Origin of the sequence: Psychrobacillus sp. FSL K6-1267 (genome assembly GCF_038003265.1) — a bacterium.
Taxonomy (GTDB): Bacteria; Bacillota; Bacilli; order Bacillales_A; family Planococcaceae; genus Psychrobacillus; species Psychrobacillus faecigallinarum.
The window spans coordinates 731,738-757,123 of record NZ_JBBOOR010000001.1 but is presented as its reverse complement, the minus strand read 5'-3'; the positions used below and the strand labels follow the sequence as shown (position 1 = coordinate 757,123).

The 25,386-nt window shown below is 35.8% G+C and carries 29 protein-coding genes and 1 pseudogene; 1 reads left to right on the top strand and 29 read right to left on the bottom strand.

The genetic code is table 11. The features are described from left to right. Positions 1-6: 6 nt before the first annotated feature. From atpD to MHB55_RS03790, 19 genes are all read right to left on the bottom strand, one after another. Positions 7-1,422, bottom strand: a complete 1,416-nt coding sequence (gene atpD / locus MHB55_RS03880) for a F0F1 ATP synthase subunit beta (protein WP_144540500.1) — start codon at positions 1,420-1,422, stop codon at positions 7-9. Positions 1,423-1,456: 34 nt separating this feature from the next. After that, complete coding sequence (locus tag MHB55_RS03875) at positions 1,457-2,320, bottom strand: F0F1 ATP synthase subunit gamma (protein ID WP_144540502.1); 864 nt, start codon at positions 2,318-2,320, stop codon at positions 1,457-1,459. A gap of 44 nt (positions 2,321-2,364) precedes the next feature. Beyond that, a complete protein-coding gene (atpA, locus tag MHB55_RS03870) occupies positions 2,365-3,873 on the bottom strand; it encodes a F0F1 ATP synthase subunit alpha (RefSeq protein ID WP_144540505.1) in 1,509 nt (502 codons plus the stop codon). A 27-nt stretch (positions 3,874-3,900) separates the two neighbouring features. Then, positions 3,901-4,437 (bottom strand): F0F1 ATP synthase subunit delta, encoded by a 537-nt coding sequence (locus MHB55_RS03865; protein ID WP_154311446.1) that lies wholly within the window; start codon positions 4,435-4,437, stop codon positions 3,901-3,903. Continuing rightward, positions 4,434-4,961, bottom strand: coding sequence for a F0F1 ATP synthase subunit B (gene atpF / locus MHB55_RS03860; RefSeq protein ID WP_144540509.1), 528 nt, complete (start codon positions 4,959-4,961; stop codon positions 4,434-4,436). Before atpF ends, MHB55_RS03865 begins: the two co-directional genes overlap by 4 nt. A 144-nt stretch (positions 4,962-5,105) precedes the next feature. After that, positions 5,106-5,330 carry a F0F1 ATP synthase subunit C gene (gene atpE / locus MHB55_RS03855; protein WP_144540512.1) on the bottom strand — a complete coding sequence of 75 codons (225 nt, stop codon included), beginning with the start codon at positions 5,328-5,330 and terminating at the stop codon, positions 5,106-5,108. A 63-nt stretch (positions 5,331-5,393) separates the two neighbouring features. Continuing rightward, positions 5,394-6,107 carry a F0F1 ATP synthase subunit A gene (atpB, locus tag MHB55_RS03850; RefSeq protein WP_144540513.1) on the bottom strand — a complete coding sequence of 238 codons (714 nt, stop codon included), beginning with the start codon at positions 6,105-6,107 and terminating at the stop codon, positions 5,394-5,396. Positions 6,108-6,133: 26 nt separating this feature from the next. Then, complete coding sequence (locus MHB55_RS03845) at positions 6,134-6,505, bottom strand: ATP synthase subunit I (protein ID WP_144540515.1); 372 nt, start codon at positions 6,503-6,505, stop codon at positions 6,134-6,136. Positions 6,506-7,106: 601 nt separating this feature from the next. Continuing rightward, a complete protein-coding gene (gene upp, locus MHB55_RS03840; protein WP_144540517.1) occupies positions 7,107-7,736 on the bottom strand; it encodes a uracil phosphoribosyltransferase in 630 nt (209 codons plus the stop codon). Positions 7,737-7,991: 255 nt separating this feature from the next. Further along, positions 7,992-9,227, bottom strand: a complete 1,236-nt coding sequence (glyA, locus tag MHB55_RS03835; protein ID WP_445678226.1) for a serine hydroxymethyltransferase — start codon at positions 9,225-9,227, stop codon at positions 7,992-7,994. Positions 9,228-9,247: 20 nt separating this feature from the next. Then, positions 9,248-9,793 (bottom strand): TIGR01440 family protein, encoded by a 546-nt coding sequence (locus MHB55_RS03830; protein WP_340862636.1) that lies wholly within the window; start codon positions 9,791-9,793, stop codon positions 9,248-9,250. Positions 9,794-9,814: 21 nt separating this feature from the next. Further along, the gene (rpiB, locus tag MHB55_RS03825; RefSeq protein ID WP_340862634.1) at positions 9,815-10,252 is read right to left on the bottom strand and encodes a ribose 5-phosphate isomerase B; all 438 of its coding nucleotides are present in this window, start codon (positions 10,250-10,252) and stop codon (positions 9,815-9,817) included. A gap of 118 nt (positions 10,253-10,370) precedes the next feature. Next, a complete protein-coding gene (locus MHB55_RS03820; protein WP_154311448.1) occupies positions 10,371-11,681 on the bottom strand; it encodes a methyl-accepting chemotaxis protein in 1,311 nt (436 codons plus the stop codon). 11 nt (positions 11,682-11,692) lie between these two features. After that, entirely contained in the window at positions 11,693-12,133 is a 441-nt protein-coding gene (locus tag MHB55_RS03815; RefSeq protein WP_225215891.1) for a low molecular weight protein arginine phosphatase, read from the bottom strand. A gap of 43 nt (positions 12,134-12,176) precedes the next feature. Further along, positions 12,177-12,683, bottom strand: a complete 507-nt coding sequence (locus tag MHB55_RS03810; protein WP_151111303.1) for a manganese efflux pump — start codon at positions 12,681-12,683, stop codon at positions 12,177-12,179. A 408-nt stretch (positions 12,684-13,091) separates the two neighbouring features. Beyond that, entirely contained in the window at positions 13,092-13,565 is a 474-nt protein-coding gene (locus MHB55_RS03805) for a GNAT family N-acetyltransferase (protein WP_340862633.1), read from the bottom strand. 587 nt (positions 13,566-14,152) lie between these two features. Further along, complete coding sequence (locus MHB55_RS03800; protein ID WP_340862632.1) at positions 14,153-14,581, bottom strand: DUF4181 domain-containing protein; 429 nt, start codon at positions 14,579-14,581, stop codon at positions 14,153-14,155. Between the two features lie 151 nt (positions 14,582-14,732). Continuing rightward, the gene (locus MHB55_RS03795; RefSeq protein WP_340862631.1) at positions 14,733-14,951 is read right to left on the bottom strand and encodes a hypothetical protein; all 219 of its coding nucleotides are present in this window, start codon (positions 14,949-14,951) and stop codon (positions 14,733-14,735) included. 261 nt (positions 14,952-15,212) lie between these two features. Continuing rightward, the gene (locus MHB55_RS03790; RefSeq protein WP_340862630.1) at positions 15,213-15,806 is read right to left on the bottom strand and encodes a hypothetical protein; all 594 of its coding nucleotides are present in this window, start codon (positions 15,804-15,806) and stop codon (positions 15,213-15,215) included. 611 nt (positions 15,807-16,417) lie between these two features. Between MHB55_RS03790 and nhaC the strand changes: the two genes are divergently transcribed. Continuing rightward, the gene (nhaC, locus tag MHB55_RS03785; protein WP_340862629.1) at positions 16,418-17,803 is read left to right on the top strand and encodes a Na+/H+ antiporter NhaC; all 1,386 of its coding nucleotides are present in this window, start codon (positions 16,418-16,420) and stop codon (positions 17,801-17,803) included. Positions 17,804-18,163: 360 nt separating this feature from the next. Here the strand turns inward: nhaC and MHB55_RS03780 are convergent, their stop codons facing one another. The 10 genes and pseudogenes from MHB55_RS03780 to MHB55_RS03735 form a co-directional block, all read right to left on the bottom strand. Next, entirely contained in the window at positions 18,164-18,319 is a 156-nt protein-coding gene (locus MHB55_RS03780; RefSeq protein ID WP_191696654.1) for a hypothetical protein, read from the bottom strand. A gap of 199 nt (positions 18,320-18,518) precedes the next feature. Continuing rightward, entirely contained in the window at positions 18,519-18,980 is a 462-nt protein-coding gene (locus MHB55_RS03775) for a DUF4279 domain-containing protein (RefSeq protein ID WP_154311452.1), read from the bottom strand. Between the two features lie 137 nt (positions 18,981-19,117). Then, a complete protein-coding gene (locus tag MHB55_RS03770) occupies positions 19,118-19,765 on the bottom strand; it encodes a hypothetical protein (protein WP_340862628.1) in 648 nt (215 codons plus the stop codon). 459 nt (positions 19,766-20,224) lie between these two features. Continuing rightward, entirely contained in the window at positions 20,225-20,539 is a 315-nt protein-coding gene (locus MHB55_RS03765) for a hypothetical protein (RefSeq protein ID WP_340862627.1), read from the bottom strand. A gap of 112 nt (positions 20,540-20,651) precedes the next feature. Beyond that, positions 20,652-20,917 (bottom strand): annotated as a pseudogene (locus MHB55_RS03760) (CPCC family cysteine-rich protein). Positions 20,918-21,036: 119 nt separating this feature from the next. Next, on the bottom strand, positions 21,037-21,561 hold the full coding sequence (locus tag MHB55_RS03755) for a GNAT family N-acetyltransferase (protein ID WP_340862625.1): 525 nt from the start codon (positions 21,559-21,561) through the stop codon (positions 21,037-21,039). A 398-nt stretch (positions 21,562-21,959) separates the two neighbouring features. Then, complete coding sequence (locus MHB55_RS03750) at positions 21,960-22,151, bottom strand: hypothetical protein (RefSeq protein WP_154311459.1); 192 nt, start codon at positions 22,149-22,151, stop codon at positions 21,960-21,962. A gap of 131 nt (positions 22,152-22,282) precedes the next feature. Continuing rightward, on the bottom strand, positions 22,283-22,636 hold the full coding sequence (locus MHB55_RS03745) for a DUF5412 domain-containing protein (protein ID WP_445678245.1): 354 nt from the start codon (positions 22,634-22,636) through the stop codon (positions 22,283-22,285). 450 nt (positions 22,637-23,086) lie between these two features. Beyond that, positions 23,087-24,085: an LCP family protein gene (locus MHB55_RS03740; protein ID WP_191696656.1), complete on the bottom strand. Its 999-nt coding sequence runs from the start codon at positions 24,083-24,085 to the stop codon at positions 23,087-23,089. Further along, positions 24,075-24,602, bottom strand: a complete 528-nt coding sequence (locus MHB55_RS03735; protein WP_191696657.1) for a sigma-70 family RNA polymerase sigma factor — start codon at positions 24,600-24,602, stop codon at positions 24,075-24,077. The genes MHB55_RS03740 and MHB55_RS03735 overlap by 11 nt, the downstream gene beginning before the upstream one ends. Positions 24,603-25,386: the final 784 nt, after the last annotated feature.

Here is a 25,386-nt window from a genome sequence, read left to right as displayed (position 1 = left end):
GATTTATTATACTTCTACGCCCATGCTTTTCGCTTTTTCCACAACTTCTTCGATACGTCCAACTAAACGGAATGCATCCTCTGGTAAATGGTCATATTTTCCTTCAAGAATCTGTTTGAAGCCTTCAACAGTTTCTTTAACAGGAACATAAGAACCTTTTTGACCTGTAAATTGTTCAGCAACATGGAAGTTTTGAGATAGGTAGAACTGAATACGGCGAGCACGGTTAACTACAACCTTATCCTCGTCTCCTAATTCATCCATACCTAGGATCGCAATAATATCTTGAAGCTCTCTGTAGCGTTGTAAAGTATATTGTACTTGACGTGCTACTTCGTAATGCTCTTGTCCTACTACTTCAGGAGAAAGCGCACGAGAAGAAGAAGCTAATGGATCTACCGCTGGATAGATACCCATCTCAGATAATTTACGCTCTAAGTTTGTTGTTGCATCTAAGTGAGCGAATGTTGTTGCAGGAGCTGGATCCGTATAGTCATCGGCTGGTACATAGATCGCTTGGATAGATGTAACAGAACCTGTATTAGTTGACGTGATACGCTCTTGAAGTGCACCCATTTCTGTAGCAAGTGTTGGTTGGTAACCAGCTGCTGAAGGCATACGGCCTAAAAGTGCTGATACCTCAGACCCTGCTTGTGTGAAACGGAAGATATTATCGATGAATAAAAGTACGTCTGCACCTTGTTCATCACGGAAATATTCAGCCATTGTAAGACCAGTTAGTGCAACACGCATACGTGCTCCTGGTGGCTCGTTCATTTGACCGAATACCATTGCTGTTTTCTTAATAACGCCAGAATCGCTCATCTCGTGGAATAAGTCATTTCCTTCACGCGTACGCTCTCCAACACCAGCGAATACTGAGATACCGCCATGCTCTTGAGCAATGTTATTGATAAGTTCTTGGATAAGAACTGTTTTCCCTACTCCGGCACCACCGAACAGACCGATTTTACCACCTTTAATGTATGGAGCTAAAAGGTCTACTACTTTGATACCTGTTTCAAGAATTTCAACTTCAGTTGAAAGGTTTTCAAATGTTGGTGCTTGACGGTGAATTGGGTCACGACGCTCAGCAGTAGAAATTTCTTCTCCTAAGTCAATTACTTCACCAAGAACGTTGAATACACGTCCTAAAGTTACGTTACCAACTGGAACAGAAATTGCTGCGCCAGCATCTAATACCTCTGCACCACGTTTAAGTCCATCAGTAGATGACATCGCAATTGTACGAACTGAGTCATCACCTAAGTGTAAAGCTACTTCTAAAGTTAATGTAGTAGGAGCTTCATTTGGACGTTCAATCGCTACAGTTAATGCATTATAGATAGCTGGTAAGTGGCCGTTGTCAAACTTAACGTCAACAACTGGACCCATTACTTGTAGTACTTGTCCTTTGTTCACTACTGTTCCCTCCTGTCTTACTTTCTTTCTTTACCTATTCTAGAGCCGATGCACCGCCGACAATTTCCGTAATTTCTTGCGTAATCGCAGCTTGACGTGCTCGGTTATATACTAACGTTAAGTTACTAATCAAATCAGTTGCGTTGTCTGTTGCAGATTTCATAGCAGACATACGCGAAGCATGTTCACTTGCTTTACCGTCGAGTAATGCACCAAAAATTAGGCTTTCCGCATATTGTGGAAGAAGTACTTCTAAAATCGCCTCACTAGAAGGTTCGAATTCATAAGAAGCAGTTGAGCCTGTAGTTTCTGCTGCAATATCCGTAAGCGGTAGCACCTTTTTCTCAGTTACCTCACTGGAGATGGCACTTACAAAGTGGTTATAGTACATATAAAGTTCATCATATGTACCATCCGTGAACATACCAACAGCTTTGCGCGCTATTTCTTTAACATGCGAAAAAGAAGGTTGGTCTGGTAACCCTATCACTTCTCCAATTACGTTTGAACCACGTTTTACGAAGAAGTCACGTCCCATGCGTCCAATTGCAAAAATTACATACTCATCCTTTGAAGCATGGCGTTCAGTAATAGCATTCGCCACAGCACGTATAACATTACTGTTATATGCCCCTGCTAAACCACGATCAGAAGTAATGACGATATATGCAGTTTTCTTTACAGGTCGATGAGTTAACATTGGATGTCCACTATCACTTGTTCCTGAAGCAATGGAGCCTACTACCTCTTGCATTTTAGACATGTAAGGAACGTATGCTTTCGCATTTTCCTCCGCACGGTTCAATTTAGAAGCAGAAACCATTTGCATAGCTTTTGTTATCTGACTTGTTTTCTTAGTTGACGTAATTTTATTTTTAATGTCGCGTAAAGATGCCACTGGTATTTCACCACCTTATTGTTTTTTTCACTTAGACAAAGATATTATTCAGATATAGCAAAAGTTTTCTTGAATGCAGAGATTGCATTGTTTAAATCCTCTTCTGAAGGAAGATCTTTTGTCGTGCGAATATGATCTAAAACGTTTGTGTGGTTTGAATCTAACCAGCTACTAAGTTCAGCCTCAAAACGAGAAATATCTTTAACTGGAATATCATCTAAATGGCCACGTGTTAGAGCGTATAAAATAATAACTTGTTTTTCTACTTTAATAGGAGAGTTCAAGTCTTGTTTTAATACTTCTACTGTACGTACACCACGATTAAGTTTAGCTTGTGTTGCAGCATCTAAATCTGATCCAAATTGAGAAAATGCTTCAAGCTCACGGTATGCAGCTAAGTCAAGACGAAGTGTACCGGCAACTTTTTTCATTGCTTTAATTTGAGCTGATCCACCTACGCGTGATACGGATAAACCAGCATTGATCGCTGGACGTACACCAGAGAAGAATAAATCAGATTGTAAGAAGATTTGACCATCCGTAATAGAAATTACGTTTGTTGGAATGTAAGCAGAGATATCTCCAGCTTGTGTTTCAACGAATGGTAATGCAGTGATTGAACCTGCACCTAATGTTTCATTTAACTTCGCAGCACGCTCAAGTAGACGGCTGTGTAAGTAGAATACATCCCCTGGATATGCTTCACGACCTGGAGGACGTTTAAGAAGTAATGAAAGTTCACGGTATGCAGCAGCTTGTTTAGATAAATCATCATAAACGATTAATACGTGCTTACCTTCGAACATAAATTCTTCTGCCATTGTTACACCAGCATAAGGAGCTAAGTATAATAATGGAGCTGGAGCAGATGCAGATGCAGTTACAACGATTGTGTAATCTAAAGCACCTTTTTTACGAAGTGTTTCTACTACATTACGAACAGTCGATTCTTTTTGACCGATTGCTACGTAGATACAAATCATATCTTGGTCTGCTTGGTTAAGGATTGTATCAATCGCAACAGATGTTTTACCTGTTTGGCGGTCACCGATGATTAACTCACGTTGTCCACGCCCGATTGGTACAAGAGCGTCAATCGCTTTAATACCTGTTTGAAGTGGTTCATGAACAGATTTACGTGCCATAACCCCTTGTGCAGGACTTTCGATTGGACGAGATTTTGTAGTTGCGATAGGACCTTGTCCGTCAACTGGTTGGCCAAGTGGATTGACTACGCGGCCAATCAATTCTTTACCAACAGGAACTTCCATAATACGGCCTGTACGACGTACTTCATCGCCTTCTTTGATGTCTGTGTATGGTCCAAGGATAACGATACCAACGTTATTCGCTTCCAAGTTTTGTGCCATACCTAACACACCAGTTGAGAATTCTAAAAGCTCTCCAGCCATGACGTTGTCGAGGCCATGAGCACGCGCGATACCGTCACCAATTGTAATAACCGTACCAACGTCGCTAACTTTCATCTCAGATTCATAATTCTCAATCTGCTGTTTAATCAAGACACTGATTTCTTCAGCTTTGATGCTCATGTATGTCACCTCTCATAATTCATAATATTAACCGATCAAGTTACGTTTTAAGCGATCTAGCTTAGAGCTAAGAGTGCTGTCGTAAATGCGGTTTCCGATTTGAACGCGGATACCACCAATAATGGATGGATCTACGATGTTTTGAATGCGTAAAGATTGTTTCCCTACGTTTTTTGCAAATACAGATGAAACGTTTGCACGTTCTGCTTCTGTTAATTCGCGTGTTGTATAGACCTTCGCTTCAGCAACACCTTGTGCTTCATTGGAAAGTGCCATATACTCTGAAATAATATCAGTAACTTCATGTAATCTTTTCTTATCAATAAGCACTAGTAGTGTATTGATAACGATTGGATTAGCGTTTGAGAAGATTTCTCGGATTAGCGCTTTTTTCTTGTCTAAAGAAAGCTTAGGAGATGTAAACAATGTTTTCAAATCCTTATTGCCTTTCCATACAACATTAAGCTCACGTAAATCATTTTCAACCGATTGAAGTTCATTTTTTTGTTGTGCTAGTTCGAACAACGCGATGGCATAGCGTTTTGCTGCAGTTGAATTACTCAATTAACTTCGCCTGCCTTCGCAATCGTTGCCTCGATCAGCGCACGGTTATCTTCTTCCGAAACTTCTTTTTCAAGAACTTTAGCTGCTGCAAGTACTGATAGTGAAACGACTTCTTCTCGTACCGCTGCAATCGCTCTTTCTTTTTCTGTATCGATTTCACGAATAGCAGATTCTTTTAAACGCGCAGCTTCAGAGCGAGCAGTTGTGATAATTTCTTCACGTGATGCTTCCCCTTGCTTCTTCGCATTTTCTACAATCGCTAACGCTTCTGTGCGTGCTTCTTTTAGTAAGTCACGTTGTTCTTCAAGTAAACGTTGAGATTCTTGGCGGCTAGTTTCTGCTGCTTCGATTTCACTCGCGATCAACTCTTCACGCTGTGTCATAATCCCCATTAAAGGACCCCAAGCCACTTTCTTCAATAAGATCATCAGTAAGATGAAGAAGAATAATGTAGCTCCAATATCCAAAACATTTAACCCATTATGGGTCTCACCAGCACCAAGTGCGAGGTATTCAAAAGACACGATTGTTTCACTCCTTTCAAACGCTATTAAGAGATCTTACTTATATAATGTTTAAACTTTTGTTTATTATTTTCTAATTCAGGTTTTATTCATAAAGAGAATGGCGGAGTTAGTTTCCGCCATTATTGACTTTATTTATACATACTATTGGTTTAATACGATGAACGCGATAACTACTGCGATAATCGGCACGGCTTCAACTAACGCTACCCCGATGAACATAACTGTTTGTAAAGCTCCACGTGCTTCTGGTTGACGAGCAATACCTTCTACTGTTTTTGAAACGATTAGACCATTACCAATACCTGCACCAAGTGCACCTAAACCAACTGCTATAGCTGCTGCTAAAAGACCAACTGAACCTACCATTGTTTAATTTCCTCCTTGGAATGTTGTTTTTATTTTTTCTGCTTAGTTTCCTAAACAGTTATATTAATGGTCTGCTGACACTTTATGTGACATATAAACCATTGTTAACATAACGAAAATGAACGCTTGGATTCCACCGATAAAGATAGAGAATCCTTGCCAAGCCATTGCTGGGATAATTGCACCAACAAAGCCAAACCAGCTCGCTGTTGCTAAGCCTGCAATAAGACCTAATAATACTTCCCCTGCATAGATATTTCCGTAAAGACGAAGACCAAGTGTCAATGTATTTGCGAATTCTTCTATAATTTTAAGTGGGAATAATACCGGCATCGGTTTTAAGTAGGTATCAATATTGTACTGTTTGAAACCTTTCATCTTAATACCGTAATAGTGAGTTAAAACGATAATCATCACTGATAGTGTCATTGCAATTGTTGGATCCGCAGTTGGTGATTTCCACCAAAGTACTCCGTCATACGAAATTGAAAACGGAAGTCCAAGCAAATTGGCTATCGCGATAAACATAATTAATGTAATCCCTAGAATATGGAATCTACCGCCTGTTTTCCAGTCGAGATTACTTTTGATAATTCCTTTCACGAAGTCCATAATCCACTCCATGAAGTTTTGCATACCCGTTGGTTTAAGCTTCAAGTTTCTAGTTGCAATAAATGCAATTAAGAAAACAACTAGAGAAGTTACAAACAACATAAGGATGTTTGACCAGTTCCCTGTCATACCCCAAAGCACAAACTCTGGATTTGAGTGTCCCACGATTCTTTCACCTCTCTTTCACATACTCATGGTTGATTTCTAACTAACAAAATGCGTTCCACAATAAGTAGAACATAGGGAATCATTAATCCGATAACCGTGCTGATAAGATGAATTTCATCTGGGAAAAGAAGTGCAATAGCAACGGCAGCAATACCAGAGGCAAATCTAAAGCTTGTCCCTAAGCGTGCTCGACCTTTTTCACCCATCATCACACGATCAAATTTCTCCATTCTACGTACTAGTATCCAGAAATTATACAGACCGAATATGGAACCTACTGCTAAGCCTGCAAAAATGGAAGAATACGGCGTAAATGCCCACCCTAACACACATAACGCAAGCAAAAAAAATATGCACTTCTTTTGCCTCGTAAAAATACGTTGCATTTCTAGCATTGGTCTAATCTCCTGAATCATATTTTCGAATGGTAGTAAGGATTGTCAATGCGCAAAGCAGGCAGTAGACAATTTACTAAAAGATTGGAGTGGTTCCAAAAGTATGATCAATCCACTTTTTGTGAATACCTATCATTATAGAACCGACAAGCTGTGAGAGAATCGCTGAATAATGAGCTATCCCTTGTAACGGACGTCAAAATGACGCATAAAAGTATCCTCACGTTTTCCTTGAAATAAGTAAAAACTGTGAATCTAGTAGAAAGTTGATACATCAAGTGTTCCACGCATGAAACCCCTATCATGATTATCCTAAGTAAGCATACAATAGGGGCTATTTGATGTCAATTGCTATCAGTGAAAAACTTCACGTAGATGATTAGATTGACAATTTATCGACAAATTTTAAAGAATATTGTAGAAACTTATTCTTCATAATCAATTTCATTCATTAATTTTAAAACTTAACATCCGTTTAGACACATTTTCACAGTCTTATCTTCCATCTGTATAATAAGTTGACATGCCCTTATAAAAAGGAAAAGTCAGCTGATTGCTACTTTTGCTTAAACAACCGAATATCTTTTAGAGAGATTCAATTTTACTTTGTTCCAAACAAGCGATCTCCTGCGTCTCCAAGACCAGGCACGATATAGCCATGATCATTAAGTTTCTCATCTAGTGCTGCAATATAAATATCAACATCTGGGTGAGCATCTTGAAGTGCTTTTACGCCTTCTGGAGCAGCAATAAGACACATGAACTTAATGCTCATTGCACCGCGTTTTTTCAGAGAGTTAACTGCTTCTATTGCAGAGCCTCCAGTTGCTAACATTGGGTCTACTAAGATAAAGTCACGATCAGCAACATCTGCAGGAAGCTTAACGTAGTATTCGACTGGCTTCAATGTTTCTGGATCACGATAAAGTCCGATGTGACCTACTTTTGCAGCTGGAATAAGATTTAACATGCCATCAATCATTCCAATACCTGCACGAAGGATTGGAACTAGTCCCAATTTCTTTCCTGCAATTACTTTAGATTTCGTAAGTTGAACAGGAGTCTCTACTTCTACTTCCTCTAAAGGAAGGTCACGCGTAATTTCAAAGGCCATCAATGTAGCAACCTCATCTACAAGCTCACGAAATTCTTTTGTACCAGTTTTCACATCACGGATATATGTAAGTTTATGTTGAATCAGTGGATGATCAAATACGTATACTTTAGCCATTTAACATCTCTCCTTTTGTTGTTTTTACATCTTTGTCATTATACCAAAAACGATACACATCATACCACTAATCCTAGGGACTTAATATTTCGTCTATTTCATTTATAGAAACAACAGCCTTAGGTTGTCCTTTGGTTCAAGCGATTAGCAGGAATATATTTGCTTTTGGGATAAAATCAAACAATCTTATGCGCAACCTATTTAATCATAGTTAAAGGAGACTTATGATGTTGTCATAAGCCTCCCTATTATCAATTAATTATATAGAGGGAATTTATCAGTTAGAGCTTGCACTCTTTCTTTTGCTTCAGCAATTACTGAAGCATCCTCGTGATTTTTTAATAGTTTAGCAATAATAGAAGCGATTTCCTTCATTTCTTGCTCAGCAAAACCTCTTGAAGTTACAGCTGGTGTACCAATACGCACTCCAGAAGTGATGAATGGGCTAGAAGTATCAAAAGGAATAGTATTTTTGTTTGCAGTAATACCAACCTCGTCTAGTACATGTTCTGCTACTTTACCAGTTAGTCCTAAAGCAGATACATCTAATAGCATTACATGGTTGTCTGTACCACCAGATACAATACGTAGACCTTCTTCTGTTAAACTATCTGCTAGAGTTTTAGCATTAGCTACAACTTGCTTTTGGTATTCTTTAAATTCCGGTTGAAGAGCTTCTCCAAAGGCAACTGCTTTTGCAGCGATTACGTGCATTAGCGGTCCGCCTTGGATACCAGGGAAAATTGTTTTATCAACTTTCTTCGCAAATTCTTCTGTAGTTAAAATCATACCACCACGTGGGCCACGTAAAGTTTTATGTGTTGTAGAAGTTACAAAGTGTGCGTGTGGCACTGGATTTGGATGAAGACCCGCAGCAGCTAGACCTGCAATATGAGCCATATCTACGAATAAATAAGCTCCAATCTCGTCTGCAATTTCACGGAATTTAGCGAAATCGATTGTACGTGAGTAAGCACTTGCCCCAGCAACAATCATTTTAGGCTTATGCTCTAAAGCTATTGAGCGAACTTCCTCATAATCTATCATTTCGGTTTCTTTATTTACTCCATATTCAATAAAGTTATATTGAATACCACTAAAGTTAACAGGAGAGCCATGTGTTAAATGTCCACCATGAGATAAGTTCATACCTAGAATAGTGTCACCTGGTTGAAGAGCAGTCATATAAACCGCCATGTTCGCTTGGGAACCAGAATGTGGTTGTACATTTGCATGCTCTGCCCCAAAAATTTCTTTCAAACGATCACGAGCAATATCTTCTACTACATCTACATGCTCACAGCCACCGTAATAACGTTTGCCCGGATAGCCCTCTGCATATTTATTTGTAAGAACAGAGCCCTGAGCTTCCATTACAGCCTCTGAAACAAAATTTTCTGACGCAATTAGTTCAATATTTGATTGTTGACGTTTTTTCTCCGCTAACATTGCCTCAAATACCGCTGGATCTTGTGATTGAATTTTTTCCACTACTAGTTCCTCCTCTAATATCATCCGTAAAATGCCCTTGTCCCACCAATTAGCTTTGGACGGGTTGTTGCAATGGTAATAATCGCTTCTCCAACCTTCTTGATAGATACACGTATTGGTACAGCAACGGGTTGTAGCTGCATACCAATCATAGTTTGACCAATATCAATCCCTGCCTTGGCTTGAACGCTTTCTACTACTACAGGCTCTTCAAGCTGTGTGTACGCATATGCAGACATGGAACCCCCTGCGCGAACTACTGGGATAACAGAAACCTCTGGCAGTCTATAGAGCTGCTGCGTTTTTCTTTCCATCGTTAGAGCACGGTTGATGTGCTCACAGCCTTGAAAGGCAAGATGGATTTTATTTCGTTCAGCAAAAGCCTTAATTGGTTCAAATAAAACCTCAGCCACTTCTAAACCGCCAGCAGTTCCTATCTTTTCCCCAATGACTTCAGAGGTAGAGCAGCCAACGACAAACAAATCATCCTTAGAAAAAGTAATTTGCTGCTCTACTTCCAGGAGAAGCTGTTCCATTTGTTGTTGCCACAAATTTTTTGCTTCCATCTGAAATCCCTCTATTCAAGCTTATTTTTCTAATGCTGAAATTTTTTCAATACGTCGTTCGTGACGGCCACCTTCAAATTCTTGAGCTAACCAAGTAGCTACGATTTCTCTGGCAAGTCCTGGACCAATCACTCGTTCTCCCATAGCGAGAACATTTGAGTCGTTATGGCATCGTGTAGCTTTAGCAGAAAAAACATCATGCACTAATGCACAGCGAATGCCCTTCATTTTATTAGCAGCAATGGACATCCCAATACCTGTTCCACAAATTAAAATTCCGCGATCATATTCCCCACTAGCTACACCCTCTGTTACTGGTGCCGCATAATCTGGATAGTCAACAGAATCATTCGTTTGTGGACCAAAGTCCTTATAGGAATGACCGAGTTCTTCAAGCTGCTGAATAATTTCTTTCCGAAGATTATTCCCTCCGTGATCAGAAGAAATTGCAATTTTCATCTTGTTCCCTCTTTTCTGTTTAGTACTCAACCCAATCATAACATCTTTTTGAGCAAAAAAATACAACTCATATAGTATGAGTTGTATCTGTTTTTTTAACATACCTTTTTGATATGAATTATTTGGAAGAGCGGTCAAATTGAGAGATTACCTTGAATAAATCTTCCGATTGATGCTTCAAGTCAGCTGCTAAAATATCAATTTCTTCTATAGAACGGGCTTGTTCATCTGTAGCACTTCTTACTTCCTCAGCACCAGCTGATGTCTCCTCCGCAATAGCTGCAACATCCTGTGATTGGCGAGCAGTGCTTTCAATATTAGTCAGCTGTTTTTCAACTAATGATGAAATCTCGACTACTGACTCAGCCATTTCATGAATTTTTATAGACATTCCTTCGACTGCTGCGTTTGTCTCAGATACTCGTTTTGCTTCACTAACAGCAAAGCTAACTTGGTTAGTCATTTGCTGTACGACCGTTTTAACATCCGTTTGGATTGCTAATATTAGTTCTGAAATTCCTTGAACAGCCTTCGCACTCTCATCGGCTAGCTTACGAACTTCCTCTGCTACTACAGCGAAGCCCTTACCATGCTCACCTGCACGAGCAGCTTCAATAGAAGCATTTAAAGCTAGTAGATTAGTTTGGGCTGCTATATCTCCAACTAATTGAATAATACTTTCCACCTTCCCAGCATTCTCTTCCAGCTGGTGGACATTACCTAAAGCTGACTCACTTCCTGTTGCAATCTTTTGGATTCCACTGACAAGTGATTGTATGACTTCTGTTGTCTCCGAAAGCTCTGTGATCATTTCTTTTGAATGTATAGAAGATTTTTCTGCACGCTTGTTTACCTCAGAAGCTAGCACTCGAACATCCTCGACAGACTCTGCAGTTTCTTGGACTGCTATTGCCGATTGCTCTGCTCCCTCTGAAATTTGAGCAATTGTGGAGGCAATGGCCTCCGCTTGTTCAGAGGCAACTGACGATTCCTCAGAAAGCTTTTGCACACTTTTATTTGTTTTATCAAAATTCTTTTCGATACTTTGAACCATTTCTCGCAGGTTTTCTAGCATCGTTTGAAAAGCTATAGCAACTGATTGTATTTCATCTTTTGAGTTTGGTACTTCCACATCGACTCCTATTTTTCCTTCTGAAGCAAGAGTGGCAACCTTTTCTAGATTAAATAAGGGTTTGATAATAAGTCCACTGAAAAAATAAGCTAAAAGGCCTGACCAAAAAATTCCTAACGCATATGTAAGAATTTCAAATTGAATTGTTCCAATATTAATGTCTAAGGATTGCAAATAAGGCTGTACATAATTAATAAAGAATGCACTTGTAGAGTAAGTAATTAAAGCAAGTACCGTTACAAATAGAACAATTTTCTTTTGAATGCCAAAAGCGTTCCTCTTTCTCTTTTCTTTCATCCCTTTTCCCCCTATAGTCTCTTCACTAGTTCCTCTGTTAATACATTTAGTTCTTCAAATGTTTGTTCATATATACCTATATTCCCACCAAAAGGATCCATTACATCCTGTATATCGTCCGGAGTTGCAAATTCTTTATACATATAAACCTTAGAAATTGCTTCTGGAAAGGCATAAATAATAGCTTGCTTATGCGCAGCAGTCATCGTTAATATAAGATCTGCCCACTCAACCGTAGAAGGCTGTAGAGATGAAGACTTATGAGCAAAAGGAACCCCTTTATTTTCTAGTACTTTACGACTGTTAGCGGACATGTTCTCGCCGTCCGAAGCATAAATACCTGCGGATTGAACTTGTATGTTTTTTAGATTTTTAGATTTTAAAATAGCCTCTGCCATGGGACTTCTACATGTATTACCAGTACAAACAAATAAAATATTCACTGCGATCATTCCTCGTCTCTATTATATATTGGATTACGAATATACTTTGATATTATTGTATGTTTTGAAGTGTTAATAGGCCCATTGTTAATAGAACTACACCTGCAAGCTTCATAATGATTCCTCTGTTCATCACTGTCTTTTTAAATATAATCTTCTGGGCAATTATTACGCCGACAAATGCGAAGAATCCAGAGCTTAGTATAAAGATTAGCTTTTCCACTTGAAGCATACCAAATGAAATACTCACAGAAAAGGTATCTAGACTTGCCACTATCGCTAATACGAAGGGGGGCATGATCGGAGTTTCTTTTGGTGATTTGGATAGTACCATTTGAAGTCCAACCAACGAAAGAAGAACCCCTGACAAATAAGGACTCGCCTGCTGTAAGTAGGTTTGTACTAAAACACCTGCATAATATCCTATTAAGGGAAAGAGCATGTGTAATGATGCCACCCAAGCCGCAAGAGTCAAAACCTGTTTTCTATATGATACAAGAGAAAATAAGATAAGTACATCGACCGACATTAAGAGTCCTGCTATTATTTCTGTCCACAAAAAAATCTCTCCCGTCTATTTGCATAATTAAATGTATGCAAAAAAAGGGAAGAGAATACAAATTATAGACAACCTTTTTTAAAGAAGGATATATTTCTATCTATATAATTGTTTTACGTAAAAATATGGACAATAGATGGCAGATTTCCGCTTTGGATGGACGCTTTCCGTGGGGTGAACGATTAGCCACCTCTTATCTGTATCACTTATCCCACTGGAGTCGGACCTGTCGCTGTAATCATAAGTAATTTATGTATGGATGCATGGCTTATTTATAAATACATATAAAAAATGAGCAGCAAAATGAATCTACAAGCTCTTTTTCTCCAATGTCCGTTTTTTACTAAAGCTCCGTTAGTCAAAGAAGAAATCCCATTAAATAAGCAATCCTCAATAATTTTTATGTAACTACAATATTTTCTTTAATATTAATTCATCATTTAATGGAATCCCTTCATGTCCTATTAAAGGTATTGAAGGTTTTAAGCTTCGTGCCTTGATTACACCGTTAGGAATAATAGACGTTATTCTGTAACCTCTTTTTTGATAAAATTTTAAAGCGTTCAAATTATCATTTGTTGTTACTAAACTTACTACTTGTATTTTTTTCTGCTTTGCTATGTATTCAACACTTTTCATTAATGAAGATCCAATACCTTTTCCTTCTTGGAGACTATCTAACGAAATAATCTCCATTTCATTATCTTTAATGACATACGTAACCAAACCAATAATCTGATTAGTTCCCTCAAAAATGAAACCATCCAATGTATCACATTGATAAACACCTGTTGAAATTACCATTTCAGTGCTTCCCCAATGCTCCTTAAAAAATGAAACAACCTTTTCTCTATTTACTATCGTTATTTCTTTAATACTCAATTGAATTCCCCCATTCTCTTAATATTTAATATAAGATTACTTTATCTATTTTAAAATACGATAACAAATTTTATCATTTCCTTCCTCAACTAAAATGCACCTTTCAAATAAGAAAAAAGCTTTACTTCTTCAATTAAAGCACTCATTTGTTGATATTCTTTGTACCATCCTTTTACTTCTTATCGGGAAATAAAAAGGAAATCAACGTTAGAAAAACCCCTAGCCCTAGCCCAGTCCATTTGAAAGCATCCAGTGTGTTTTCAGATATATTCAGCACTATACTTAAAAGAAGAGTAAGCGTTATTACAAAATACCCGCCCCACTGAAAAAACTTCCGTTTATTTGTTATTTCCATTTCTTTAGACACATCCTTTCAAAAAGTTTTATTAAATTAAACTACAATAGAGCAAGGTTTAAGAGTGCTTTTCCATTCTTTAAGTTTTTCGAAAAAGCAATAAAGTTTAAAACCATAAAACTCCTAATAATATTACGAAAAGCAAAAGTATAAATAAAATAATTTAGTCCTCAAGAAAAAAGCTTTACCCTTTTTAAAGTAAAGCACCAGTTAGTTTAAGAAACAAAGTTCCTTAAACTATCCCCCAAAAGTTAGTTGTTAATATTGAAATTACTAATATCATGCCAAAAACTAACTGACTCAAAGTAAAAATATATGAGTTTTTATTATCCGCATATTTCCATTCCATCAATGCTCGAACCGTCTCAGACAATATAGTTAGACCGAATAATAAATACCATGGCTCTAAGAACCAAATTCGTTCTGAAAACTCTAAAGTGGCATTAATAAAAGATCCCAATATTATAAAAGCGATGAAAACTATTCTAATCGTCCAATCCAATTTTTTGTGTTTTTCATTCACGTGATTATGTGAAAAAAACTTCTTCTTTTCAACTTTCAACCATCTTCTCATAACTGAACCAAAAACAATAAACAATAATGAAAGGATTACTATCAAGAAGATTAACTTAAGCCAAAATATCGGTTCAATACCATACACAGTAACATTACCTCCATTCAATTCATTCTACGTTTAATAATCACAATTGTTTCACCCTGTGACATTAGCTAAACAAGAAAAAAAGAAATGCATTTGCAATCCATGATCTATAACTAAGCTCAACTTAGTGCAATAAGAATGACTTTCTCAATTAAGATAATTTAATGTTGGATTGTTTTTTATCTATAAGATTTAAAATAAAATCATACGCAAAAGCAGCTAATAGACCACTCCAAAAAATAAAAGTCGGAGAAAAAAAGCCATTTTCAGTTGATAAATAATAAAAATAGTTTACAACTGTTATTAACATATAAGTATAAAAACCAAAAGCAATTCCCTTTTTCCAGTTAAGTGATTCTTTATTATTCATCTTCTTGAAAAACTTCTATTAACACAACTCCCCTAATCTTCAGATTGTTGAAAACAAATTAAATACTATTATTCAACTAAATTACTGATCCGTTAGTTCAACAAGAAAAAAGGCGTTACTCCTTCTTGAAGTAAGCACCCGATAGTTTAAGCACAACCATAGACCATCAAAACTGATAGTCTTGTTTAAGTAAAGCACCAGTTAGCTTAATAGGTTCAACAAAAAAAGCAGTATTCCTTCTTGAAGTGACCTCAAAACTAGTTAATCTATATAGATGAACGTTTCCATTTCCTTAACCTTTTTCCCGTCTAATTGGTGCGTGAACCCAAAAGTTTCGCCCTTTCCATCGCGATTTATTACAATGTCGATATCGTGAACTAGTTCGGTGAAATACCTAAAAGATTTTTTTAATTCGTCATAGGTTCCTGACGTTTCAATCCCTTGCTCTTCTGCCACCGAAATAGAATAAACAAGATTACCCATCAAAGTTTGAAGCACCTCCAAATTTTCAAAGTCTTTTTGAAGGTCTTCACCTTGAATCCGAAAATATTTCATTTCCGATCTGAGACGATTTGCCCTCGGGTAATATTCTTTGACGTCGGTTGTTTTGGCAATATCTTCAGCGTGATAGGCAATCCAAGCTTCCAACGTTGGTTCTATTCCATTACTGTTGAAGCCTTCAGGCGTTGAAACATCCTTCCACGTCTTCGGGTCGTTGACTTCGGCTTCTGCTTTTACTTGTTCAACTTCCGTGTCTTCTGTTTTATATTGTTCAACTTTCGTTTCTTCCTTCGTAAATCCAGTTAATAATCCACTTACCAATAATCCTGTAAATGCGAATGTTATTAGCTTCATTATTCTGCACCCCCTGTGATTGAAAATCCTTAACATAAAATCATCTATTAATCATTTATATTTTACCATAAAAATTCCAATTATTTTCTTAAAATAAACTGCACCTTTAGTTCAATAAGAAAAAAAGCTATACTCCTTCTTGAAGTAAAGCACCCGCTAGTTGAAGAACTGTTTTTTAAACGAAAAAACCATCGGGTTAATTCTTGGAATTCATCCTCCCTTATTGCCGCTCCTACTATCATTGGTAAAATCCAGTTAGCTAGGAAACTCACTACATTTTAAATAATACCTCTTGACAGTGCGGTAAAACATGATAAAATTCTAATTACTTTAGTGATTGAAAGCGTTGAATCGCGAAAGCATAATATGTACGAGTGATTGTCCTAGTAATCTGCATGTACCCAGCACAAAGAGACTGAACGGTTGGTGAAAGTTCAGGTAAACATGATAGATGAATTACAACAATCAAGTAAACTCGTTTTTAATGAAGTGGTTGAACATACAAATTGTTCGACAAATAGGGTGGTACCGCGGAGATTTCCTTCGTCCCTAGCTATAGGGATTGGAAGGTTTTTTTTCATTCCTAAAAACTATTATTAGGAGGATTTACAATGTTTCGTATTCGTTCCACAATCTCCCCCTCATTTGCGGAGGCGGCACTACTTAGTACTATGATTATCGCTATAATGGCGCTTTGTATCATAAAATTTGATTCAGTTCCTCATATGCCTATCTTACTGGCAGTTCTATTACTTATAACTTATGGTCTTATGAAGAAAGTACCTTACAAAAAACTAGAAGAAGGACTAGTAGATGGTGCCAAAGCGGGCCTTGGCGCAATTTTCATCTTTTTCTTTATTGGTATATTAGTAAGTAGCTTAATGATGGGTGGTACGATTCCAACACTTATTCACTTAGGCTTTCAATTTATTACGCCACACTTTTTTTATGCTATTGTATTTCTAGTAACTTGTATCGTTGGTTTATCGATAGGAAGTTCCCTAACAACAGTAGCTACAATAGGTGTTGCTTTTATTGGAATGGCTAGTGCTATGGATATCTCTTTAGCTATTACAGCTGGAGCCATTGTTTCAGGAGCTTTTTTCGGAGACAAAATGTCTCCACTGTCAGATACTACAAATCTTGCATCTGCTATCGTTCAGGTAGATTTATTTGAACATATTCGGAATATGGGATGGACAACGATCCCAGCATTCTTTATTTCGCTAATTGGATATGGAATTTTATCGCCAAACAAAGAATTTCAAGAGCTCGAGCAACTAAATGAATTTCAAGCAGGACTACTCCAAACAGGGATGATTCATTGGTATACATTAATCCCCCTTGTTTTACTCGTTATACTTTCCATTAAGAAAGTGCCTGCTATATTATCTTTAGCTTTAACATCAGTTGTTGCTATACTTATTTCCTATTTCCATCACTTTATTAGTTTTAGTGAAGTATTGAATATACTATTTTATGGTTTTACATCTAGCACAGGTATTGAAGCAATAGACTCCTTACTTTCTAGGGGAGGCATTAATAGCATGATGTTTACGATTGGGCTTGTTCTTCTTGCCTTAAGTATGGGTGGACTTTTGTTTACACTCGGCATAGTTCAAAGCTTACTGATGAAAGTGGAAAGTTCGCTAAAGAAAGTTAGTTCTGTTATTGCAGCAACTGCTTTTACCGCAATTGGGGTGAATACACTTATCGGAGAGCAGTACTTATCAATTTTATTGACTGGAGAAGCATTCCAAGCACAATTTAAAAAAGTTGGTTTAGCGAATAAAAACTTAGCACGCGTAATGGAAGATGCTGGTACGGTTGTAAACCCCCTTGTACCATGGAGTGTATGTGGAATTTTCATTACGAATGTATTGGCTGTTACAACACTCGACTACTTACCATTTGCATTTTTCTGCTTGCTTAGTCCGATCTTGACTATATTATTTGGACTGACTGGAAAAACACTGACTTATATCGAAGAAAAATAGTATTTTTTAAGCTTAAAGCCTCATTACTAATTTTCTTTAGTAATGAGGCTTTTACTATAAATATAGATGGATAAGACCGTCCATTGTACGCTATTCTGTTCGCAAGTTTGAAAAAGCTTATTGTGATTTTATTTTTCACAATAACAACCCCTTTAAAAAATTAGATGCATAATACGTACTAAAGTTATAGATTGTACTTCAACTAACCTACACCGTTAGTTTTAACGTAACATTTCACAATGCTATCTGGGATCCACTTAATGTTTTGGACATAAAAATATACCTTCGAAATGCGACGGCCATATTTTGCTTAAGCACCTCTTTGAACAAGGAAATTAATTTCAAATTCATAAACAATGGTTAAAACATAAGATTTCTTAGAAACAGAATACCGTATAATAAAGCACCACCAATTAAAATCAACAATCCAATCATTACAAATCCATATACTAAGCCTTTACCCATCGAAACTAAATCCAAGAACATATTTTTAAAAGCTTCAACCGTCTTATTCATATTACATCCCCTATCCCCAAGTAATGAAATATAAACTATATTTTACCATATTCAAAGCGAATTCTTAGACTAAAACTGCACCGTTAGTTTAAATCTAGCATTTCACAATGCATAGCTGGGTTCCACTTAATGTTTTGGATATAAAAATAGATCATCGAAAGATGGCCATGTTTTGCTAAAGCATCCGTTAGGTTAGTATCTATATACTCTCAACTTCATCTGGATACACATACATATCAACCTCTATGGTAGTACCTGTTAAATAGCAGAATTCAATTATTTCTTCATTAAAACCCATTAGTGGTTTTTCTTCGCCATAAATACTGGGAACAATCATGATTACATAGTGTACATCATATTGTTCCTTGATTTCCTTTAGTAGTGATATTTTATTTTTTAGATTTTTAATGGTGTCCATACATTGCGCTTCAACATCTAACCTATCTACGTTAGATTTTTCAGCAGACCAATCCGAAAACAAATACTTCAAACCATTCCTTCTTGTATCACCATAGTTCCAACTGCTAAATGGTTGTATTCCAAGTAGCTTAGTTATATCATCTGGATTGAAAATACCACTTTCATAAGCAACGAAGCCTCTATGATCTATTTTTCCTTTACTACCTATTCCAAAATAAGTATAACTATTTGTTTTTTTCATTTTTTACCTCTTGATTTTATCTTCTTTTTTCTTATTGAACAAACTGCCCCTTTACTTCAATAAGAAAAAAGAGTTTCCTAAGCATCCCAATGATCTTTACTAAAGCACCCGTTACTTTAAGTGCAATTCTTCACAAACTAATCTTGAAGAATTAAGCCTTCACTTAGAACTAACACTTCTTTTGTTTCAAAATTTAAAATTCGTGCTCGGACATCGTTCTCTGATATAAAAACAACTGAACCATCTTTGTCAATACAATAAGCAATTGGTATAGAAATACCTGTATCTCCAAATAAACCATCAGCGTGGCTAGTCCCAATAACCATTGTTTTATATTTGATTGCGATTTTTGCTGCTTCTGTAATCCATTCTTCGAACTGTTCATTGCTAAACATCCCTACACCAATTGGATGTACAATTAAGTCTACGTCATTATATTCTTCACCCTTAATTCCTTGTACCATTAACTCATCGCAAAGAATGTGACCAATTTTCAAGCCCTCTACTACTACGAAAGATGTTGTACTATACTTTACTCTATCTAAAATTATCTCACCCATACGATTTATTACTATAACTCTGTCTTTTGGTCTTTCTTGTAGCCTTTTATGTCCGCCGATTAAGATAGTATTATATCTTTTAGCTAAATCACATGCTTTTTTAACATTTTCATTTAGATACCCCTCTGGAAAAATGACTACATCAACATCAGGGTTATTTTTTAGTTCAGCTTCGAGCTGTTCAATATGTTTTTCAAGTTTTGGTTGGATTATTAATAATTTCATTCATACACGCCTTCCATCAAAAAGAGATATATGTAATCACTATCCTTCTTGCACTAAACTGCACCGTTAGCCATCCATATAGCGCAAAACCAGCGCTACGCCACAGAGAATGAAAATGTGAAAATCGGGTATAGGATACTATGGCTGGCGAAGAAGGTCGATCAACTATGTTGCCATTGAGCCCATCCGTTAGTCTGACTCCGACGACCACGTTGCATCACAGACTGTCGCACTCTATATGAGTAGCACTCATGGTAGATTAATCCTACTCTGGTTATTGCACCAGCCTGCCTTTATTCTTACAAGAATATGGAGTTGATTCTTGATTTACCTTTTAACTTAATATAAACATTCTGAAGGCTCAGTTTTTTTAAAAAAAGCAATTTCTGAGTCTCTTTTGTTATGCAATTATGTATATTTGGAGCATTTTTTAATTTTCATGGGAGTTGAATAAGAAGTTTAACTTTCGACTGTTTTTATATCGAACTTCATATAATCTAAATCCCAAATATCAGCAGTAGTATTAGAAAAGACAGTTATTTCAAGTTTCTGCCCAATATTATATTTCTCTACCTCATCAACAGGTATTTCGTATACATTTCCATCTTTTCTACCTTCATCAACTCCGCCGTATTCTTTAATTACTAACATTTCTTCCTCAACAAGTATCTCCTCTACTGTCCCTGTGATAGCAAAGCTCTCTTGATAATTAGAACAACCAGCAAAAAGTAAAAAAATCAATAATAATAAACTTATTGTGATTATATTTTTCACAATAACACCCCTTTGCATATCTGGGTTCAACCTTATGTTTTATACATATAAATAGACCACCGAAATGATGGCCATATTTTGCTAAACCACCCTTTAGCTGAATAAGAAATCACTAATCAAGTAGTTTCCAATTAGTGTCTTTTATATCTTCCTTATTTGGCTTTCTGACAAATTTAATACAGTATTCTTCACATGCCCCAAAATTAATAAATTTTTTTGTGCTTGTTTTAATGAGACTTCATTTGCCCCACCTTCATAATCAGGGTCTCGAAATTGAACACCGTCATCATGCCAAAAGCATATTTTGCAAATTGCATCTGTATCTGTTGGTTCTTCATCCAAAGTTTTATATCCACAGCAAGGACAAGTATATTTCATGCAATCACCTGAAGAAGGAAAAAGGCTTTACTCCTTATTGAAGTAAAGGACCCGTTAGCTTAAGTACATTTCTTCACAAACAATTATTTTATATAGTAGCTCTCCGTTTAAATAGATTGTTAAACCAGTTTATACATAAGTATATCGTCTACATATAAGTCATCATTAAACTTAACTTCTTTAATTTTACGTCCTTCTTCAACAAATCCCATATTTTTGTACAATTCGATTGCTCGTTGATTTGTTGATAAAACACCTAAACTAACTTTCTCTATTAAAGGGTTGTGTTCCGCCCAGTTTAAAAGTTCTTTAATCAGCAGTTTACCAATGCCTTGATTGCGGAACTCTTTTTTGACCATTGCCGTAAAAGAACCAGTATGTAAAAGCCTTTTAGTACTTTTTGCGCGAAAAACAATACAACCAACAATCTGCCCATTGCTTTCCGCCATGATTAGCTTTTCTCTTTCATTCGCTAAGATTTTCTCTATCCAGTTTCTTATTTGCTCCACAGTTTCTTCAAACTCTTCTAATACCGAAATCATAAATTCACTTTCTGAAAGAATTTCCTTTTGAAGTTTTAGAACAGCTTCTGCATCATTTATATTCCCAATTCTTAGGGTTACCTGGTTACTACTATTCGTCATCTGTCTGCCCCCATTACCTTTGCTTATTTTTATAATAATTCTACAAATAAAAATAAACTCCTTCTTACACTATCCTGCACCTTTAGTTTAAGAAGAAAAAATCTTTACTCCTTCTTGAACTAAGCACACGGTAGTTGAACAAGCAGTGAATTAATCTAGCTGTTCCGCCAGTTCGGATATGTACTCCATTTCTGACTTCCTATAAAAGTGAGGAAAAGAACCCTTAAAACCTCGTTCTCGTAACGTTGAGTAACTTGTTGTTTCAAGGATCTAATCATTGCTTCTCGTTCTGTTGACAAAGTGCCCCCTCCGAACGTCAATATATTTTTTTCTTGATTTTAGTTCAACAAGAAAAAGCTTTACTCCTTCTGAAGTAAAGCACCTCGTTAGCTTAATTATTAATGCCTGCTGCTAGCATTGCAATGCTCCACATAATAAAAGTAAACGACATTGTAAGCCAAACGGTATTGACCGTAGTTTTTTCTTCGTGTTTTACCTTTTTCAATATAGAAACCAAATTCAAACAAAATATAACGCACAAGATAGGCATTAAAAGCCCCTATTAATAGAAAGGCATAGGCAATAATCATATTCTCACTCCTTTGTAGTTGTTTATCATTGTTCAACTAATCTGCAACGTTAGTTCAATAAGAAAAAGCTACCCTTACAGGTAGCCCCTTGTTAACTAAAGCCCTCGTTAGTTCAATAAGAAAGGAAATTATTATTGATTCCTAAAATCAAATTTATCCCTTTTCACATCTAACGTATGTCCATTAATTTCTACTGTGTTATTGTCCTTCCAAGAAATAGTGGCGGTGTCTTCTTGATTGTTCCAATAGATATTTTTAGTTTTTTTATCTTTAATATTAAATACCAACTCACCACGAACAAAATATGATGTTGTTGCCCCACCATTGATGACATATGCTTTTAATGTATACTTTCCACCAGGTGATATCTCTTCAGTTAGATATTCTCCTGTCGGCAACCTATTCATATCAAAGAAAGCCCAATAAACTCCATATCCGATAAGTCCAACAATTAACAAACCAATCATTATGAATATCTTTAACAATTTATTAAGTTTCTTTTTCTTATACTCAACATTTGATTTATTATACTCCAAAGCCACCCTCCTTTTCGTTTTAATTACCTAAAAATTTAAACTCCTTGTAATAAATACGGTAAACCAACCAATAAAGTTTCCACTACATAACTTATTAAACTAACCTGCGGCATTGGTTCTAAGAAAAAGCTATCCTTACAGACAGCTACTTGTTTAACTCCATGTTAATTATTGCGGTTTTTTTCTCCCCAATCACAAAACTGTTCCAAAACAGGTAATAGAGTATTTGCTTTCTCCTCAACTTTTCTACCTCTATTCAATTCCTTCTTGAAGTAAAGCACCCTTTAGTTGAACATCACTCTTAAAAAGTGCGTTAATCTACATTTAATTAATACACCTTTAAATTCTCTTAGTACAAAATTACATCTGTAAGTAATTACTAAATACACCAAAATTTTTTTAGTTAAATGTGGTTAACTCTTTTGAAATAGAATTTAAAAAATCTTTTTCAAATTTAATATAGTAAGCCTCATCTATCATTACATCTTTCATTCCATCGATTAATGATACCGATTGTATCAAGTCAGATTCCATTTTATTCTCTAACAATTGTTCAATTGGAATATTGCCTTCTATTTTAGTAGCAAATTGTTTTAATTGTGTTTGTGGTAATACGTTTAATGTTTGATTTATAAACGCATTCATTAGGTTTAACTGGTTTTCTTCACCCAATTTTCCTACTGTAGCAGCCATCATTAATGCCACAACCTCTTCTCCATTCAAACGATTCGTCCCCTTTTCGAATTCAAATGACACTCTAGATATAGCTCTTACTTGAATATCTTCTTCCAAATAGTATTCTATACCATTCACTGAGTCAATCAACGTTGAAAGAGTTTCTAGATCCATAACAGCATAATAATCGATGGGTAAATCAAATAACTTAGAAACTGTTGTTCTTACATTTTCAGCCCCTCCCGAACCGTAGGCATAAGCAAATGTCAATTTATCATATGAAGTAGTCCCATCATTCTTATCCACTATCGGAGCATAAGTATCACGAGGGATAGATAGAACTTTCATCGTCTTTTTATCTTTACTATAAGTAAGTAAAAGGTTAAGAGGAATTCTAAGATTGTCATCTTTCACCGTAAATAGAGTGGTTAATAACTCATCTTCCTGGAATACTGATTCACTTGCATTACTGCTGTTAGATTCTTTATTGAAGTTTCCAGATAGAATCGATGGAAGAAACAAGAACATACTCAAGCCTATCAATAATAAGGAAACTGTAAATGGAACAATTTTTTTAGAAGAAACATGAAACTTCTTTTGTTCATGATGATTCTTCTCCAGTTTATGAATTTGTTCAAATACTTCATTACGATCTTCTTTCGTAAACCTTAGTTCTTGATCTGACGCATTATAAAATCTATCTCTTAATCGTTTATCTGCCATTTAGTTCCGCCTCCTTTATCATCGACTCTAGCCTTTGTTTTGCTCTTCTCAATCGAGTTTTCACTGTATTCACTGGAATATCTAAAACTTCGGCAATTTCCTCCGTCGTAAATGAATCATAATAGTATAGATAAACGACTTCTAGATACACTTTTGGTAGAGAAAAAATAGTATCTTTTATTTCTTCATTATTGTATTTATCAATAACTGTTTTTTCTGTTGATGGTAATATCGACTTTGCTGTTACATTAATAAAACTTTTTACCTGTACCATTTTGTAATTCCAACTTTTTAAGTGATCCTTACATTCGTTAATTGTTATACGAAATAGCCATGTTTTTATTTGTGCGTCAAATCGAAACGAATCAAGGTTTTTGTAGCATTTGATGAACGTATTTTGAACCATATCCTTAGCTGTCTCTGTATCTTTCACATAAGAAAATGCCAATCGTACCAACTCATTACCATATTCAATCATCATTTTTTCTAATATGTAATCTTTTTCTTCTCTGTCCAATTTACTCCCCCCTTTCAACCTACTTCAAATTCTGCTATTAGACGATTATCAATTCATAATAGGTTCAATTTCTTAAAAATATTTAATATTGAAGACAGATTCTATTCTAATCGACGTTTAATATTTAATTTTTCTTTATAATATTCATAGAAATGCATGCCTACAATTATAACTGAAATACAAAACCTGTATCTTAGATTACCAAACAATCATAGATACAGGCTTATTGTTTATAATTATTCAAGTTTTCACTATTCTGCCGCATTGGTTCAATAAGAAAAAAGTTTTACTCCTTCTTGAGGTAAATCACCCATTACTTTAATAACAAAGTTCCATGTTAACGTAATAAAACAATATTAATCCTCATTAATCTCTTTTAATCTTATCGTCCACATTATTTCTATTAGGTTGAACAAGCCAAATTACGAATAGAAAAAACAATCCAAAGCAAACTCTAAATAACGTATTTAAAACTCTGCTGTCATATATATCTATAAATAATTTAAAAATAATATTAATGGAATAACTGTATGATATATCTAACAACCCTCTAAATATCTGGAAATTATTCAAAAATAATAAGATTACTATAAGCTTCATTATGAATCAAATTAATTTTTTAACAAATAAGAAATACCACCACTATTAGCGAAGGGTTATTAGTATAAACCCCATTAATAAAAAGATTACTAAAAATAAAAAATTTCTTTTTATGGTTTTTTTCAACTGTTCCATGTCCTCTTGAGATTTTTGGACTCTACTATATTTTTTATATAATAGCAAA